This window comes from Streptococcus sp. CP1998, assembly GCF_041026655.1.
GTDB lineage: Bacteria > Bacillota > Bacilli > Lactobacillales > Streptococcaceae > Streptococcus > Streptococcus dentalis.
In genome coordinates this window covers 100,668-118,276 of the sequence record NZ_CP163380.1, presented here as the reverse complement: position 1 = coordinate 118,276, position 17,609 = coordinate 100,668, and the positions used below count along the sequence as shown (strand labels likewise).

At 40.4% G+C, this 17,609-nt stretch carries 17 protein-coding genes and 1 pseudogene; 7 read left to right on the top strand and 11 right to left on the bottom strand.

The window, feature by feature from the left end; translation table 11 throughout:
* Window positions 1-86 precede the first annotated feature (86 nt).
* Window positions 87-1,370: a histidine--tRNA ligase gene (gene hisS, locus AB4X21_RS00660; RefSeq protein WP_320911016.1), complete on the bottom strand. Its 1,284-nt coding sequence runs from the start codon at window positions 1,368-1,370 to the stop codon at window positions 87-89.
* 170 nt (window positions 1,371-1,540) lie between these two features.
* Here hisS and AB4X21_RS00655 point away from each other — a divergent pair, with 170 nt between their 5' ends.
* Complete coding sequence (locus tag AB4X21_RS00655; protein WP_013904437.1) at window positions 1,541-1,882, top strand: metal-sulfur cluster assembly factor; 342 nt, start codon at window positions 1,541-1,543, stop codon at window positions 1,880-1,882.
* A gap of 160 nt (window positions 1,883-2,042) precedes the next feature.
* On the opposite strand, the gene AB4X21_RS00650 is transcribed toward AB4X21_RS00655, so the two are convergent.
* Both AB4X21_RS00650 and ilvD read right to left on the bottom strand, forming a co-directional pair.
* Window positions 2,043-3,317, bottom strand: a complete 1,275-nt coding sequence (locus tag AB4X21_RS00650) for a uracil-xanthine permease family protein (protein ID WP_270300023.1) — start codon at window positions 3,315-3,317, stop codon at window positions 2,043-2,045.
* A 585-nt stretch (window positions 3,318-3,902) separates the two neighbouring features.
* Window positions 3,903-5,606, bottom strand: coding sequence for a dihydroxy-acid dehydratase (ilvD, locus tag AB4X21_RS00645; RefSeq protein ID WP_369087994.1), 1,704 nt, complete (start codon window positions 5,604-5,606; stop codon window positions 3,903-3,905).
* A gap of 188 nt (window positions 5,607-5,794) precedes the next feature.
* Here ilvD and AB4X21_RS00640 point away from each other — a divergent pair, with 188 nt between their 5' ends.
* The 4 genes from AB4X21_RS00640 to rpmG all read left to right on the top strand — a co-directional run bounded on the left by AB4X21_RS00640 (window position 5,795) and on the right by rpmG (window position 7,518).
* On the top strand, window positions 5,795-6,817 hold the full coding sequence (locus tag AB4X21_RS00640; RefSeq protein ID WP_369087993.1) for an SPFH domain-containing protein: 1,023 nt from the start codon (window positions 5,795-5,797) through the stop codon (window positions 6,815-6,817).
* 2 nt (window positions 6,818-6,819) lie between these two features.
* Window positions 6,820-7,020, top strand: a complete 201-nt coding sequence (locus AB4X21_RS00635; protein ID WP_003011522.1) for a PTS ascorbate transporter subunit IIC — start codon at window positions 6,820-6,822, stop codon at window positions 7,018-7,020.
* Window positions 7,021-7,170: 150 nt separating this feature from the next.
* Window positions 7,171-7,353, top strand: coding sequence for a 50S ribosomal protein L32 (gene rpmF, locus AB4X21_RS00630; protein ID WP_003009516.1), 183 nt, complete (start codon window positions 7,171-7,173; stop codon window positions 7,351-7,353).
* Window positions 7,354-7,368: 15 nt separating this feature from the next.
* Window positions 7,369-7,518: a 50S ribosomal protein L33 gene (gene rpmG / locus AB4X21_RS00625; RefSeq protein WP_001265622.1), complete on the top strand. Its 150-nt coding sequence runs from the start codon at window positions 7,369-7,371 to the stop codon at window positions 7,516-7,518.
* Between the two features lie 105 nt (window positions 7,519-7,623).
* Here the strand turns inward: rpmG and AB4X21_RS00620 are convergent, their stop codons facing one another.
* The 8 genes and pseudogenes from AB4X21_RS00620 to AB4X21_RS00585 form a co-directional block, all read right to left on the bottom strand.
* Window positions 7,624-9,900: an ATP-binding cassette domain-containing protein gene (locus AB4X21_RS00620; protein WP_369087992.1), complete on the bottom strand. Its 2,277-nt coding sequence runs from the start codon at window positions 9,898-9,900 to the stop codon at window positions 7,624-7,626.
* Window positions 9,900-10,370, bottom strand: a complete 471-nt coding sequence (locus tag AB4X21_RS00615; RefSeq protein WP_369087991.1) for a MarR family winged helix-turn-helix transcriptional regulator — start codon at window positions 10,368-10,370, stop codon at window positions 9,900-9,902. Before AB4X21_RS00615 ends, AB4X21_RS00620 begins: the two co-directional genes overlap by 1 nt.
* Before the next feature lie 102 nt (window positions 10,371-10,472).
* Window positions 10,473-11,966: pseudogene (locus AB4X21_RS00610) on the bottom strand (tyrosine-type recombinase/integrase).
* Window positions 11,967-11,975: 9 nt separating this feature from the next.
* Window positions 11,976-12,224, bottom strand: coding sequence for a hypothetical protein (locus AB4X21_RS00605; RefSeq protein ID WP_369087990.1), 249 nt, complete (start codon window positions 12,222-12,224; stop codon window positions 11,976-11,978).
* A gap of 65 nt (window positions 12,225-12,289) precedes the next feature.
* On the bottom strand, window positions 12,290-13,318 hold the full coding sequence (locus tag AB4X21_RS00600; protein WP_070590708.1) for a replication initiation factor domain-containing protein: 1,029 nt from the start codon (window positions 13,316-13,318) through the stop codon (window positions 12,290-12,292).
* A 2-nt stretch (window positions 13,319-13,320) separates the two neighbouring features.
* The gene (locus AB4X21_RS00595) at window positions 13,321-13,752 is read right to left on the bottom strand and encodes a hypothetical protein (RefSeq protein ID WP_070590705.1); all 432 of its coding nucleotides are present in this window, start codon (window positions 13,750-13,752) and stop codon (window positions 13,321-13,323) included.
* 274 nt (window positions 13,753-14,026) lie between these two features.
* Window positions 14,027-14,482 (bottom strand): hypothetical protein, encoded by a 456-nt coding sequence (locus AB4X21_RS00590; RefSeq protein WP_316108546.1) that lies wholly within the window; start codon window positions 14,480-14,482, stop codon window positions 14,027-14,029.
* A complete protein-coding gene (locus AB4X21_RS00585) occupies window positions 14,482-14,697 on the bottom strand; it encodes a hypothetical protein (protein ID WP_070590695.1) in 216 nt (71 codons plus the stop codon). Before AB4X21_RS00585 ends, AB4X21_RS00590 begins: the two co-directional genes overlap by 1 nt.
* A 320-nt stretch (window positions 14,698-15,017) precedes the next feature.
* Between AB4X21_RS00585 and AB4X21_RS00580 the strand changes: the two genes are divergently transcribed.
* Together AB4X21_RS00580 and AB4X21_RS00575 are read left to right on the top strand one after the other, a co-directional pair.
* The gene (locus AB4X21_RS00580; protein WP_070590693.1) at window positions 15,018-15,938 is read left to right on the top strand and encodes a helix-turn-helix domain-containing protein; all 921 of its coding nucleotides are present in this window, start codon (window positions 15,018-15,020) and stop codon (window positions 15,936-15,938) included.
* A gap of 166 nt (window positions 15,939-16,104) precedes the next feature.
* Complete coding sequence (locus AB4X21_RS00575) at window positions 16,105-17,589, top strand: RNA-binding domain-containing protein (protein WP_070590691.1); 1,485 nt, start codon at window positions 16,105-16,107, stop codon at window positions 17,587-17,589.
* Window positions 17,590-17,609 lie beyond the last annotated feature (20 nt).

Here is a 17,609-nt window from a genome sequence, read left to right as displayed (position 1 = left end):
ACAGAAACTAGATAAAAGAGAGCAGGTGCAACGACTTTGCTCCTACTCCCATGCGAATCTGTTTTTCAGGTGTCTGCAAGACTTGATCAAGCCAATCCCAACTCTGCTAAAACAGATGGGAAGTCTTTCTTCAATTTTTCAAGAGCTACCGTTACTTCTTGACGAGTTTGGTTATTTTTCGCAGTAACTTGACCACTCTCAACTTCACTACTTCCTAAGGTAATCAAGGCTTTGGCCGCAAAGACATCTGCTGACTTAAATTGTGCCTTGAGCTTGCGTCCAAGGTAATCACGTTCTGCCTTGAAACCTTGGATTCGAAGGGCTTGAACCAAGCTAAGCGCTGCTTCATTGACTTCATCTCCTAGGACAGCGATATAGGCATCTAGGCCTGTTTCGATCGGCAATTCAATGCCTTTCTTTTCAAGGACAAGAAGGATCCGTTCCACACCGATACCAAATCCGAAACCAGCTGTCGCAGGGCCACCGAAGTATTCAACCAAACCATCATAGCGACCACCTGCACAGACTGTTAATTCATTGCCTTCAATTTCTGTAATGAACTCAAAAATCGTGTGGTTGTAGTAATCCAAGCCACGCACCATATTGGTATCGATGACATAGGCTACCCCCAAGTCTTCTAACATCCGACGAACCGCATCAAAATGCGCTTGGCTTTCTTCATCTAGATAGTCTAGGATGGAAGGAGCCTGTTCAACCGCGGCCTTGTCTTCTTTTTCTTTTGAATCCAAAACACGAAGCGGATTTTCTTCTAAGCGACGTTGGCTGTCCTTAGACAATTGATCCTTCATTGGCAAGAGGTAATCAATCAAGGCTTGACGATAAGCCTGACGACTAGCAGGGCTTCCCAAGGTGTTCAAGTGCAAGGTCACATTATCAATCCCTAGTTCTTTCAGGAATTGCGCTGCCATGGCAATGGTTTCAACATCCGTTGCAGGATTGCTCGATCCAAAGCATTCTACCCCAATTTGGTGGAATTGACGCAAACGACCTGCTTGAGGACGCTCATAGCGGAACATTGGGCCTATGTAATAGAACTTACTTGGTTTTTGTACCTCAGGCGCAAAGAGTTTATTTTCAACATAGGAGCGGACAACAGGAGCTGTTCCTTCTGGACGAAGCGTGATATGACGGTCTCCCTTGTCATAGAAGTCATACATTTCTTTGGTAACGATATCCGTCGTATCCCCTACTGAACGGCTGATGACTTCATAATGTTCGAAGATCGGTGTGCGGATTTCATCATAATTGTATCGCGCAAAGACCTTGCGTGCAAAGCCTTCTACATATTGCCATTTCGCTGAATCGCCAGGAAGGATATCCTGGGTCCCTTTTGGTTTTTGTAATTTCATAGCCTTCATCCTTTGTCTTACTTTTGCCTCTATTTTACCACAAATTCGAAGAGAAATGGAGACTGGACCGAATTTCCTTCGTTCGACACGTTCAAAACCTCTTTCTCTTCTTGCCTTATCAGCCGAATTATGAGAAAATGGAAGCCATACTACACTGAAAGGATCTTGCGATGAGAGAGGATATCAAAATCAATGACCGCGCCCTGGCACTAGAGAAGTCATTAATCGAAAAATTGGAGCTTGTATTTGATACCGATGTTGAGTTAGATGTTTATAATCTGGGACTGATCTACGAGATCCATCTAGATGAAGCCGGCACTTGCAAGGTGGTTATGACCTTTACCGATACGGCTTGTAGCTGTGCTGAGAGCCTTCCGATCGAAATCGTCGCTCGCCTAAAAGAAATCGAGGGGATCGAAGATGTCAAGGTTGAAGTAACTTGGTCACCCGCTTGGAAAATTACTCGAATCAGCCGATACGGGCGCATCGCCCTTGGTCTTCCACCACGATAACAATCATTACCATTTAAGAAACGCAGTCAACTAATGAAGGAAAGCCTCTTTGGAAATCCAATCCATCATAAAAAAACGAGGAACAAACTCTGCTATCAGAGTTTGTTCCTCGTTTTTATAATGTTTGAATCCATTCAAACTTTTTCACTACCAGAATGGTCTAAGCCTGGTCAGCTTTTGGTTCAGGAAGGATTTGGTACAACACGATTCCTAGAATGGTCGACGTTGCCACACCCGTGATTTGAAGACCACCGAGGTCAATCATCAAACCACCGATCCCTGATACTAGGATCACACTTGCAATCAAGAGATTCTTTTTATTATCAAAATCAATCTTATGTTCAACTAAAATTTTCAAACCGCTAGCAGCGATAACCCCAAAGAGGGCAATAGACAAACCTCCCAATACAGGAGTTGGAATAGAGTGCAAGAGTGCTGATAGCTTCCCAATAAAGCTCATGACAACCGCAATCACTGCTGCGCCTGAAATAACGTAAACTGAGTAGACCTTACTAAGGGCCATAACCCCAATGTTTTCCCCATAAGAAGTTACCGGAGGAGCTCCAAAGAATCCAGCAATAATCTGTGCCAAGCCATCACCAGTAAGCGTATGGTCAAGTCCGGGATCCTTGAAGTAATCACGCTCAGTCAAACTATTTAAAACCATGAGGTGGCCAAAATGTTCCGTCATGGTCACAAAGGCAATCGGAGCCATAGTCAAAATCGCACTTGGATAGAGTTTAAAGCTATAATCCACAAATGGAATGTCAAAGTTTGGAACTTGAATCCAATGTGCCGCACTTACCTCTGAGAAATTGACAAAACTATGTCCTGTCAGCAAACCAAGAGCCAATGAGAAAATATAGCCCACAATTAATCCAAGTAAAATTGGGACGACACCGACAATCTTCTTGCCATACATGTTAAATAGGATAACTGCAAAGAGGGTCACCATCGAAATCAATAGAGCATAGCCGCTGTAGCTATTATTTAAGGTTGTCGCATCAGTGACGGCATTCTTCGCAAGACTCAAACCAATGACCATGATAATGGGACCAACCACGATTGGTGGAAGGACCTTATTAATCCAATCTTTACCCGCATGCTTAACAATCAGAGCTACAAACAAGTAGACCAAACCACCCGCCATAGCACCCTGGGCAACTGCCGCGATCCCATCTGACTTCATCAGCATTTGCATCGCTGCAATATAAGCAAAACTAGACCCCATGTAAGCAGGGATCTTATACTTGGTCACTGTCAAGTGAGCCAAGGTCCCCAAACCAGATGAGAACAAAGCAATGGCAGGATCAATCCCAACCAAAATCGGCACCAACACTGTCGCCCCAAACATGGCAAACAAATGCTGGAAAGATAAACCAATCAATAAACCAGGTTTTGGCATATCATTCACATCATATTTAACATCATTCACGATCGTAAAAACCTCCTAAAATTAAGATGCGACAAGCTATGGCTGAACAAAAACGTCTACCTTCGATGACCGAATCATAAGGGAGTGCTCATGCTCCATCATCGACGATTTCTTTTTTATCAAACCACTTTTCAACTATACAAAAAAATCCCCCACAACAAGGAGATACACAAAATATAGGCTGGTCTTCCCAGGCCTTTCATTTCCATAGCTCCTTGCCTGCCTCTCTGGACAGTATTAAAGGATTGATTCGATTAGTCACAATTATAGCAAATTATAGACGGATTTACAAGAAAAATGACAGATGATACACTCAAATCCCCCAAAAAGTAATATTCATACGATTCAGCGATAGGGTTGAAAATAGCGACTTTGAGCCAAAAAAGAGGCTGGGACAAAAGTCCTAGCCTCTCAATTATTTTTGGATTATCGAGCAAGACGCAGTGGTTGAGTGGGCTCTACTACACTGATTTCATCAGCTTTTACAGCCCTACTCAACTGTGCGGAGGTGGGACGACGAAATCGAATTCTAACGAATTACCGATTTCTGTCCCACTCTCTTTTTGGACAAAGTCGTCCTTGTAATTACTGTTTACCAGACTGTTCCATATTCCAGAAGTCGGTTACAGCACCACGTGATGCTGAAGAAACGATGTGGGCGTATTTACCCAGAACCCCACGGCTATACAGTGGCGGCAAGGTTGTTTCAGCCTTCCGTTTTGCTAACTCTTCGTCTGAAACGTGCATGGTGATTTCTTTGGTATCTTGATCAACTGTCACCAGATCCCCAGTGTGGAGGTAGGCGATTGGGCCACCAACCTGAGCTTCAGGTGCGATGTGTCCAACAACGAGACCGTAAGTCCCACCTGAGAAGCGTCCGTCTGTCAAGAGGGCCACCTTATCTCCTTGGCCTTTCCCAACGATCATAGATGACAAGGACAGCATTTCCGGCATACCAGGACCACCCTTAGGACCCACGAAACGAACAACAACAACGTCGCCATCCACGATTTCATCCGAAAGAACCGCTTCAATGGCAGCTTCTTCAGAGTCAAAGACCTTAGCAGGACCCGTGATGTTACGAACTTTCACACCTGATACTTTGGCGACTGCCCCTTCTGGAGCCAAGTTCCCTTTTAAGATGATCAATGGACCATCCGCACGTTTAGGATTTTCAAGTGGCATGATGACTTTTTGACCTGGTGTCAAATCAGCGAAGGCTTCCAAGTTCTCAGCAACAGTCTTACCAGTACATGTGATACGATCCCCATGAAGGAAACCATTCTTAAGAAGGTATTTCATGACGGCCGGCACACCACCGACATTGTAAAGATCTTGGAAGACGTATTGACCAGAAGGTTTCAAGTCTGCCAAGTGAGGCACACGCTCTTGGAAATCGTTGAAATCTTCAAGTGTCAAATCAACATTGGCTGCGTGAGCAATCGCGAGCAAGTGCAGAGTGGCATTGGTAGATCCACCGAGCGCCATGGTCACGGTAATCGCATCTTCAAAGGCTTCACGGGTCAAGATATCCGATGGTTTGAGTCCCATTTCCAGCATCTTGACAACAGCACGACCTGCTTCTTCGATATCGGCTTTTTTATCAGCCGATTCAGCAGGGTGAGAAGAGGAACCAGGAAGACTCATCCCAAGGACCTCAATCGCTGTCGCCATGGTGTTGGCCGTATACATCCCACCACAGCCACCAGGGCCAGGGCAGGCGTTACATTCTAGTTGCTTCACTTCTTCAGCGGTCATATCACCGTGGTTCCATTTCCCGATTCCTTCGAAAACAGAAACCAAGTCGATATCTTTCCCATCGAGATTCCCTGGGGCAATGGTCCCACCATAAGCAAAGATCGCAGGGATATCCATATTGGCAATGGCAATCATCGAACCAGGCATGTTCTTATCACAGCCCCCGATGGCTACAAAAGCATCGACGTTGTGACCACCCATAGCAGCTTCGATAGAATCCGCAATGATATCACGAGAAGTCAAGGAGAAGCGCATTCCTGGAGTCCCCATAGCGATCCCGTCCGCAACCGTAATGGTCCCAAATTGAACCGGCCAAGCACCTGCATCTTTCACACCTTCTTTGGCCAGTTTTCCAAAATCGTGGAGGTGGATGTTACAAGGTGTGTTTTCAGCCCAAGTAGAGATTACCCCTACGATCGGTTTCTCAAAGCTTTCATCGGTCATTTCCGTCGCGCGAAGCATCGCCCGGTTAGGGGATTTGACCATGCTATCGTAGACACTACTACGATGGCGTGTATCTAATTCTGTCATCTGATTCCCTCTCATCGTATTTTTTATTATTATAGCACAATTTACGGCCCAACAACAGAAGAAAATTCTTGAATTTTCAGACAATTTAGCTTGCTCGGTTTCTTGCTAAAATAATTTACAGTTATATCTTGACTTTTGTAAGCAAAGTGATATCATTTAGATATCACAAAGAAAGAAGGGTTCGTCCCATGGAAGAAAAAATTTTAACCCAAAAGAAAAACGGCTTAGCTGCCCTTATAGGCTTGCTAGTTGGGGATCTTGTCTTAGTTTTAGCCTTTATTAGTGCGATTGCTAGTCTACCAGAAGGTTTTCCACTTGCGATTGCAGTTATTACCTGTATTTTTCTCTTTATTGCTAGTCTGGTGTGCTATGCGGGGATCAAAATTATTAAACCGCAAGAGGCCTTGGTTTTGACCTTGTTTGGGAACTATATCGGAACCATTCGAGAAGCGGGTATTTACTTTGTCAATCCCTTCTGTGTCGCTGTCAATCCTGCCAATAACACCCGCTTGGGCCAAAGTGGTGATGTCACCACCAAGTCACCCATGTCTGTCAGAAAAACAGCAGAAGGTAACAATATTTCTATCGAGACAGGTAAAAAGAATATTTCCTTAAAAGTGATGACCTTGAATAACTCTCGTCAGAAGATTAATGACTGTTTGGGAAATCCTGTAGAAATCGGTATTGCAGTCACTTGGCGTGTAGTGGATACGGCTAAAGCAGTCTTCAATGTGGATAACTACAAAGAATATCTCTCATTGCAGTGTGACAGTGCTCTTCGTAATATTGTCCGCATCTATCCTTATGATGTAGCTCCTAATGTCGATACGACAGGAGACGGCCAGGCAGATGAGGGTAGTCTAAGAGGTTCCAGTGAAATTGTGGTCAGTCGTATTCGAGAAGAGATTCAAGCACGTGTAAAAGATGCTGGGCTCGAAATTCTTGAAGCTCGTATTACCTACTTGGCCTATGCTCCAGAAATCGCAGCTGTCATGCTTCAACGCCAACAAGCTTCTGCCATTATCGATGCGCGGAAGATGATTGTCGACGGAGCAGTTGGGATGGTTGAAATGGCCCTTGAACGCCTGAGCGAAGGAGAGATTGTAGAGCTAGATGAAGAACGGAAGGCTGCCATGGTTTCGAACCTTCTTGTCGTTCTCTGTGGCAATCATGATGCACAACCAATTGTTAATACGGGAAGTCTCTATTAAGAATGGCTGACCAAAAGAAAAAACAGATTCCACTTAGATTGTCAGCCAAGTTATATGCTGCTATCGCATCATGGGCAGAAGATGACTTTCGATCGGTCAATGGGCAGATCGAGTACCTGCTGACAGAATGTGTCAAACAACGAAAAAAGGATGGCAAATACGTTTCGGAAACGATTGATGAGCCATTTGAAATAGACCTTTAAGGAGAACTCCTGTCCCATTTGATGGGGCGGGAGATTTTTTTAACAATTTTTTGTCAAGTAACTTTACTTTACAAAAAAGTTTTGTTATACTGTTAAAGTTGATGAAAATCAAACCTAATTGAATTTATATCTTAAAAGGAGAAAAACGAAATGGCAGTACCTGCACGTCGCACATCAAAAGCGAAGAAAAACAAACGTCGTACGCACTACAAAGTAACAGCTCCATCTGTAAACTTTGACGAAGCAACTGGAGATTACTCACGTTCACACCGTGTATCACTTAAAGGATACTACAAAGGACGTAAGATCGCTAAAGCTGCATCAGCTGAATAATAGAAGGGAGATACCATGCGCGTAAATATTACACTTGAACACAAAGAATCTGGTGAACGCTTGTACCTTACTTCTAAAAACAAACGTAACACTCCAGACCGTCTTCAATTGAAGAAATACTCACCAAAACTTCGCAAACACGTTGTGTTTACAGAGGTTAAGTAAGACAATATACCAAAAGCCTATGAAATCAACGTTTCTAGGCTTTTTTCGTGTTTTTATAATGTGGTTTTGTCTGATTTTTTTCTGATTAGAAGCGATTGGCGTATTTTAACTGAAATTTAAAATTTCTTTCAAATATTTCCCCGTTTGAGACTCTTCACAACTGATAATATCTCTTGGTTTGCCTTCGAATAAAATATAACCCCCATTCTTTCCGCCCTCGGGTCCTAAATCAATTATCCAATCAGCTTGAGCAATAAGTTCTAAGCGATGTTCAATCATCACAACCGTATTCCCTTGATTGACGAGGCGTCTTAGTAAACTAAGCAGTTGTTCAACATCCTTACCATGCAGACCTGTGCTTGGTTCGTCGAGAACAAAGATTTGTCCTGACTCTTGTAACTTACTAGCTAACTTAACTCGTTGCACTTCTCCACCTGACAAGGTACTTGTGGGCTGACCTAAAGTCAGATAATCTAAGCCAACTTCCTTCATGACTGACAGAGATTGACAAATCTTATCGTTCGAAGAAAAAACTGTTAATGCTTCTTCGACAGTTAGATTCAAAATCTCTTCAATTGTGAAATTCTGATAACGATAGCTGAGCGCTTTAGGATTATAACGGTGACCCCCGCACTCCTCACAAACGACCTCAACTGAATCCGCAAAAGCCATGTCATAAACGATTTTTCCAGTTCCCTTGCAAATTGGACAAGCACCTTTTGAATTATAGCTAAACCAACTAGGGGTTACATTGTTGGCTTTGGCAAATAATTTTCGAATTTCATCCATTATTCCTAAGTAAGTTGCTGGTGTGGAACGAATGGAGGTACCAATAGGTTTTTGATCGATGATAATGGCATCTGGGTAATTTTCGATAAATTCGACACCAATCAGAGAGCTCTTCCCTGAACCCGCGACACCCGTTACTGCGGTCAAGATTCCCTTAGGGATTTTTGTATTAACCTGTTTAAGATTATTTGCAGTAGCATCTTTGATGGCAAAATATTCTGTCCAAGCTAGTGGGTCTTGATTCAGTCTAAGTGGTTGTTTTAGGACACGGGTTGTGAAGGTGTCAGCTTTTTGCAACTCTACAAGACTTCCTTGAAAAATTAGCCTACCGCCTTCCCGACCAGCCAATGGTCCCAATTCAATGACTTCATCCGCTAAAGCTAACATTTGTCGGCTATGTTCCACAACCAAAATATTGTTGTGCTTATCTCTTAAATCCAACAAGAGCTGACCGATTTTCTCGGCATCATGAGGGTGCAGACCTGCAGTCGGTTCATCAAAAACGTAGTTGACATTACTTAGGCTGGAACCAATGTGTCGCACCAACTTGACCCGTTGTATCTCACCACCTGATAAGGTTTCTGTCTTCCGAGACAAAGATAAATAACCAATCCCAACTGTCTCCATCCGCTTAATAGCATACTTGATTTGTGCAACTAATGATTGACCTAAAGGACTATCAACTTCTTCAAGTAAAGGCAAGAGTTCACTGACTGATAAGTTCATATAGTCAACAATATTATGCCCGTTTATCTTAGAAGCTAAGGCCTTGGGGTTTAGTCCTGAGCCTTCACAACTGGCACAAGGTACCTGAATGACAAGAGATAGCACTTCTTCTTGCAATGATTTTTTCAGCTTAGAAATATCCCTTTTCAGATAGAGGCGGTAGAAACGCGGAATTACACCTTCATAGTCAACACGGTCCACACTCCCCGTATTATTAGAACGAAATTCAACCTTGACTATTTCATCGCTTCCTTCTCGCAAAATCTGCCATTCTTCCTCAGAAAAATCAGCTAACTTTTTATCTGCATCAAGTAAAGGATTATTTTTGTAAAGATAAGCCTGCCAGCCACTCGAAAATTGACTAAAATTAATAGCACCTTCATTCAATGATTTTGTGGTATCAAAAATCTTATCCTCAATTAACTGATAAACCTTCCCAATCCCAGTACAAATAGGACACATCCCTGCAGGATGATTGAAAGAATAAGCCATTGAGCCACCCGCACTCGGTTGACCAACCCGTGAAAACAGCAGACGAATAAGCGGAGCAATGTCCATAGCCGTCCCGACTGTTGAACGAGTATTAGTCCTTAAAGCTTTCTGATTGACAACGATAGATGGGGGTAAATTTTTAATTTCGTCTACGTGAGGACGCTCATAGTGAGGTAGCTTGTTCCGTAAAAAGAGAGGATAACTATCCTGCCACTGTCTACTACTTTCTCTTGCTAGCGTATCAAAGACAAGAGAAGACTTCCCCGAACCTGAAACACCTGCAAAAACCACTAGCTTATTCTTAGGAATCGTCACATCAAAGTTTTTTAGATTGTGCTCTTTAGCACCAAAAATTTCAATACTATCTGTTTCCATCAATTATTCTCCATATCGTCAGTTAAAGTTAACAGCTCAGCTTTAGTAAATTCATTCTTCAAAAGAGTTAGATATTTTCCTTGAAGTTCAACATATTTTTGCATATCCTCTTGCCCCATGCCCCTTATTGCTTCTTTTTCTGCTTCCACCATTTTAGCAACGGTCATCTCTATATAAGTTTTGCCTTTTTCAGTCAAGGACAATTTCTTGCTCTTACGAGAACTTGGTAGTGGCGTCACCCTTACATATTGGTCAGCACTCAACTTTTTTACCGAAGAGTGAATGGTTTGTTTTGGGAACATCATCTGTTCAACCAAGTCCTGCTGAGTGATATCACCATTATTTACTAATAAAAAATAACAGACCCACACGCTACTCTCAGATAGCCCAAGATTCTTAGCCATGACACGATAAAGAGATGAGAATTCTTTCTCTTGTACTGATAATTGCTTTATAAAATCTGTTTCCAAAATAATTCCTTACCTCTCTTTTAGTCTGATTTCAGACTAAATTATATTCTAAAAAAATATCTATGTCAAATAGAAAAGGAGGCAGTATCCTCCTTTCCACACTTAGTTCTTATTATTAATCAACTTTTCCAGCCTTTCTACAGCTCCTCTCATGGTGTCTTTTTGCTTTTTAATCACATGGAGATAGACACGCTCAATCTCCTTGGAATCCTCCGAGTGTCCAACAAATTCTCGAATGGTGGAGAGGTCTATGCCTTCGCTAGCCATAATGGAGATAAAGCTATGACGGAACATATGAGGGATTACATGAATCGGTCTGCCAAAGTCTAGGAAGCTATCTATGTCCTTATAGGGTTTACCAGCTTTTTTATTATATTTTGCTGACTGACTAGAACCACCTCTCAGGAATTGTGAGAGTTCATTATGATAAAGCGGAGAGCCTTGCCGATTACCTGCTCTGATATAGGTTCTGGTAAAGAGATAGCCTAGGTCTTGATAAGTCGGGTTAAATTGAGCTTGAAACTTATTTCTGTCTATATAATGTCGCAAAATTTTCTCTACCTCAGGACTCATTGGAATCGTTCGGACACTTTCCTTGGTCTTAAGGTCTGCTCGGTAACGTTCCTTTTCGTCAAGATTAAGTGCTTCCATCACCTCATCTGATTTATTTTTGCTTGCCCTCTGCCAATGAACCTTTATCCACTTCTCCTCAAAATCAAGCATATCCTCATTCAAACCCAGAACTTCACTTGGTCTCATACCTGTTAGAAAAATCATTCTCAACACATCTGCGATAAGTTGATTATCAGGACGGTTAGTCCAGCTTTCTATCAGTCGGAGAACGTAGTTAACCTCACTTGCTTCTAGGTATTTTTCTGCAATATCTTCACGTTTCTCATTTTGCTCCTCACTCTTTGTCAGAACTCGCCTTTTAACCTTATTGTTGGCAATCGGGTCTTGTGTAAGAGTAATCTGTCCGTTTTCGACTGACCAATCAAAAACCATCTTAAGATAAATATGCAGGTTTCTTGCCATGTGCATGGAAGAAGCATTGATGAGATTTTAAATTTCATCTGTCATAGAGGCAAATTTTGTGATAGACATTCTGGTATCAAAATTAGGCACTAAATAGCGGTTATAGATAGTAACCCTTGTTTTAAGAGTATTATTGGCTGGTTTGACCCTTTCATACCATGCTTTAAAGGCTTTACCATAAAGACTTCCATCTTCATCATAGGGCTTAGCGATTTCTTCTAGGGTTAAAAGTCTCTTGGCTTTCTTAGGCTTAATACCTGTTATCTCAGCGATATAGTCATCAACTAATTTATTCAGTTCTTGCGTGACCTGTGTTATCAATTGTGAGTTTTTAATATCGCTGACCAAAAGACGTTCTTTTCCAGAAGATGTCTTTTTACTTGGTCTTGCCTTAGTGGTAAACCACCCTTTACCAGCACCTGTAGAAAGGTATTTCTTGTGAGATTTTTTAGTAATAGGGTGGGTAAATCGCATAGCGAACTTCACCAAGACATTGCCTGCTTTATAAGGGTCTGGTCGCCAAGAACTGATGATGAGTACTCTTGAACTATTATCTCTCATAGGTATTACCTACGCCATCTTTGCGACATATTGATTGGCAATTTTGTGGTCAAACCATGCCACGAAGACTTCTGAGTGAATAAAGACATTGCCATGTGTTCCTTTAATACCGAAAGCGTATGGGCTGTCCTTCATCTGACGAATATAGCTATTGAGCGTTGCAACGGTCATGCCATGCCAGAGTTCATCTAGAAAGACGGATTTACGGTACCAGTTACGGGTCAAGTCAAAATCATGTTCTGTTTTTAATGTTGCCATTGAATTCTCCTTCTATTTTGGTTATAATCAAGTTAGTTATTTTTGGAAAGGCGATTTGTAGTTTGCTACAGGTCGTCTTTTCTTATACCCCAATAAGCTGAGTTTTGTTGCTCTTGTTTGTACTGCTGAATATCAGTCTCATCTGTTTCCGTTAGTTTGGATATCCCAAGCTCAAGTAAGTGTTGAATATAGCCATCTGCCTTTTCTTGTCCGTAAGATTCTGCTTTTGCTACATAGAGTTTTCCAAGTGTTCGTGAGACTTGTTTCTCTGTCCATAGCTCAGACCGTTTTAGGGTGGGTTTTGTCCGCTTTACACTTAAGACCGTCTTTTTTTGTGTTTCTAAGTAGTCATTCCACCATTTTACGTTTTTTCTTCGCCAACGGTTGGAATCCTTATCTCTCGGACTGACAAAGCGATAGTGTCCATTAATCGCTTCAAAGTAAATCTCTTTAAGGGGACGTCCTTTTTTTATCTGTTGAGCCAGTAAGTTTGCCTTTTCTTGCCAACATCTAAGCTCTGCTCTTGTCCATGATGAGGGCATTTCTGGTAAATCTTTATCCAGTTTTTGTTCTAATAGCTTATTATAGATGCACCATTGCTGAGTACCTCTAACACCAATCGTTACCATTTCACCAACCTTTTCACCATTTTCAAGAATACTCTTTTCATGGTAATCAAAGGTTTTAGCGGTTGATATGCAGAGTTGCTTTTTACAATAACTATAAATAAGCGGGACGGATAGACTACCATCAAAAATATCATTGGCGATATCTAGTCTTGTAAAATTACTATGGCATTCAGAAATGCGTTTCATTAGGGTTACCCAGTTATTGACATTGCTTTCCATGTATTCTTCATACTGACGGCACCCCTGCCCTCTCAGTTCGATAAAAACTCCCATTTTTGATTCCCAGTCTTTATTGAAGTAAACCTTTATCTCTGAGAAGGCATAATGCCTTTGGTACTTGTTTATCCCCCATTCATTGAGAACAAACTTATCTTTAGGAAGAATGAGGATTTTCTCAATGACATCATCTGGAGCTAAGCCTTTAATCGTTACGGCTAAGTAGTCTAACATCACTGAGTTATCCATGTCTAGGCTCCAATAAATTTAATATCAGTTGCCACTAGTTTTAAGCCTCCCCAATTTCCACCACCATTATTATTAGCTCGCCAACCAAGGTGGACTTCTGGATTGACAAGTTCTACTACAAGTGAGTTCAGCTCATCCTTTTCAACGGATTTAGCCAACTTGTTAAGATTGTCTACAATCTCCAAGCGAATACCCTTGAGGTCATCAGGGGAATAGCCCAGGTCTTTCAAGGCTTGGATTTTGTCTGTATCTTGTACAGAGCAAGTAATTTTAGCTACTTCATCTGTCGCAATGCTTTCGCCATTGACATTTTTATAGACTGGTGCAACTCGTGAAGAAAGGATGGTCACTTTCTTTGGAATGTCAAATTGTGATTTATCCAATTTCAAGTCGCCAACTTTTATAGTTTCGTCTGTTAAGTTAAATTTTGTCATGTTTTTTTCTCCTATTCATAAAAGCTACGCCTACATGAAATCCATCGTAAACCGTTGATATCATAGGCTTCATAAATGTTTTTTCGTGAAATTTACTTCAAATCACTGAACCCCTTGTGTATCAAGGAATTTGACCACATTTTATGTATGTGTGCACCCCCTAATAGGGACTGGGGTGCAAATGTCAAATCGAGTTCAGCCGTTTGCCACCTTTCCCACCTGCTCTGGGCTACCGTGTTGACCACTCGCCCAGTGGTGGGGTGGCGAACCGTCTTCATCGATGAAAGAAGCCAAGTCTCTTAGATGATTTCTTTTCATTCTCTTTCTCTAAGGCCTGGATTCTATCCAGAAGCACTTCTAACTCCTGTTTCAACCTTGCTAGGTTCCTTCGATAATCTTCTCGGATTTCCTTAAAGGAGACCTCTAGCTCATCAACAAGTTCTCTAATAGGTTTTTGATAATCATTTTCTTTAGAAAACCCATAAACACTTAGAATTGCTCTTTCCAGCCCCAACGAAGACTTCTTATCAGCAATCGCTTGAAAATGATTTAGGTCATCTTCTGTAAAAAGATAAACTTTAGAATAAGATTTTCGACCCGTTCTCACTCTACTTTCATTGAATTGAGTACCAGTTAGACTTTCAATCTTTAACCGCCACTTTTTCAATGTTGAGACTGAGTTGAGACCATCAACCCTATCTACAACTTCTTGATAATCGTATTTACTCATTAGTTTACCTGTATTTTCTGATTAAGAAAGTCGTTCAAAATCTGCAAAGCTCTAGATTCAATCAATCGCTCAAATCCCATATCCTTGATAAGGCGATAGAGTTCTCTGTCATTCAAATCTTTACAGTCCTCTGGTTTGATTAAGACTTTCTCTTGTGTATCTGGTGAGTAGGCTACCCACTCTACCATTTGTAGTTCCATACCTGTTAAATTCATAATTACCCTCTTTTCTGATTCTGCATTCAACTAGCGTTTATCCGAAATATCTGGTATAATTACAGCAATTAGATTTACTGTCCTTGAACGATGTACCAGATTGTTCAAGGATTTTTTGTACCCTCCTTTCTTTTTTGATTGTTGGGTTAGCTCCTCTCTAACACACATGTACGATTTTATGTACGTTTGGTGTAAAATTTTTGAGCAACCTTAATGCTCATTAATAATTATATACGATATCATACACGAAGTCAAGCGTTTTTCTCAAAAAATGTACGATTTTATAAACACCTGTGTTATAATAGTCTGAGAGGTAACCTATGTTTGAAATACTTAAACCTGATAAAAAGACTGTTGGTCAAAGATTAAGACAAGTCAAAGATGAATTAAATTTGTCTTTTACTGAATTTGGAAACCGTCTTGGATTAAAAAAATCAACGATTAACGCATATGTAAGAGGAGATAACTTAGCTCCTCTTGAAGTTTTAGAGAAAGTGTCAAAAATCTATGGAAAACCCGTAGGTTGGTTTTACTACGGAGAATTGGAAGAATATATTGAACTTTACCTTAGAAAACTTGGTTATGGCACATTCCTAGATGAGTATCCTGATACTCCATTAAAAATAAAAGAAGAGCTTTTTAGAATAAAAACAAATCCAATACAATCGGTCACAAGAAGTGGGGGAGTAACCATTGGAACATTTGAAAATCCTGACTGGGAAAATGAATTTGGATACCCAAAAGAAGGCTACCTAGATGATATCTTTTTTGAAATGCTTTATGATACGCTGAGGGACACAATTAGGAAGGAAGCCAAAACCTACTTAAGCCAGCAAGACGGACTTGATGATACTAAAATCAACGAACTTTCTGATTACTTTGCTAACCAAATCTATACTTCATATGATTTTATCGGAAATCTAGAAATCCTTTCCAAAGATAAAATCAAAAAAGAAATTAAAAAGGGCTATGAACGCCTGATTAAAGATTCGCCATCAGCAAGTGTAGAAGTTAGCTATGATTCCAATTACCTACTCGGTTTTCTAATCAATACACTTGCAGATAGCCAAGCAACAAGGCAATTACTTTCAGATATGTCCCAAGCAACAGTTGGTATGCCTTTTTCACAATTTCATGAAGGGCATGAATTAGTTGAAATTATCCAATCTGTCAGACCACGACTGATAGAACTTTACAATAATACGACCTTTGATGACTGGACTGACTGGGCGGAGAAATAATCACGTGGTTTTCGCGTGACTTTCGCGTGAATTTCGATATCTTTTTAAAACGCACTGCTCAAAAATGCTTTAAAATCAAGCAAAATTGAGTATTATCAAAAATTTTTTTCGCGTGATTTTCGCGTGATACCCTGCAATTTGATTTTTTAAGTTAGGAGGAAAAAGTGTGGAATTAAAATTTGAAGGCAATGATTTAGAGTACAAAAAAGCTAAAAATGCACTTCCTGATTCTTTCTGGGAGACCTATTCTGCTTTCGCAAACACCAATGGTGGGAAAGTTGTCTTGGGAGTAGATGAAAATAATGAAGACCCTTTTCAGGGAGTTATGAATCCTGAAAAAGTTAGGAATGACTTGTTTAATCTAGTCTCTAATAGAAAAAAAGTAAGTTGTAATTTGCTAACCGATAATGATATTGAGTACATTGATATTCCTGATAAAAATCGTCAACTTATGGTAATAACGATTAGAGAAGCCAGTAGTGACCAAAAACCTGTCCATCTTAAAAATGATTTTAGAGAATCTTATAAAAGGTTAGGGGAAGGTGATGTTAGACTTGATAAAGAAGAGCTAAAGTATCTCATGGCAAGCTCCCATGATGATATTGATGGCGAACTCCTAACTAACTATGACGAAAGTGACCTCAATATTGAATCAATCGAAGAGTATAAAAAACTCCTAATCGAATTAAGCGGGAACACTAAGTACACCAATATGCCACTTAGGGACTTCTTAACTGAAATTGGTGTTTTTAAGAAGGATAGAACAGATGGCTCTTATAAGTTGACTGCAGGAGGGTTACTATTTTTCGGGAAATACAACTCCATAATATCTAGGTATCCTAAATTTCAATTAGACTACTTTGAAAAGGACAACTCACTTTCTACTAGGTGGAATGATAGGATTTCAACAGGGGACATGATGTACCCTGATTTGAACATGTATGACTTTTTTAATTTAGCATACAAGAAATTAACTGCAACTACCAACGATAGGTTCGAACTCAATGATAAATCTGCCCATCGTTTACCATTTAAAAAAGATTTATCTGAATCTATACGTGAAGCACTAGTAAACTGCTTAATGCACGCTTACTATGACTTTGACTCACCTATCGTTATCACCGCATATAATGATTTTTATGAATTTAAGAATCCAGGAAAAATGAAAATTTCTATTCCTGAGTTTATACATGGCGGTACGTCAAAAACACGAAACGGTACAATTTCATCGCTATTCAGAAGAATCGGAATGTCTGAGAAGGCTGGCTCAGGCGGTCCAAAAATCTTTGATGTGTCAGAAAAATACAAATTGAAAATTCCCGAAGTTTCAACTACTTTTGATAGTACTATCGTAACCATTTGGAAAGTGGACTTGTTGTCTTCATACCAAGATGTAACACAAGATGAAAGAGCTATTCTCAAGTACATAATCGAAAATGAAAGCATTAGCAAAAACGATGTTATTGAGAATAATCTGATGACAGAATATAAGTTCAGAGAAAACTTAAAAACTCTTCAAAGCAAGCAATATATAGAGGTAATTGGCAAGGGACGTTCAACAAAATATGTTCTTCCTAGAACATCATCTGAACAATATCATATCATCAAACAAAAAATTAAAAACCTTGGTGATTTTATGACCAAGAACTAAAGTTTTATCTGATTTTTGTC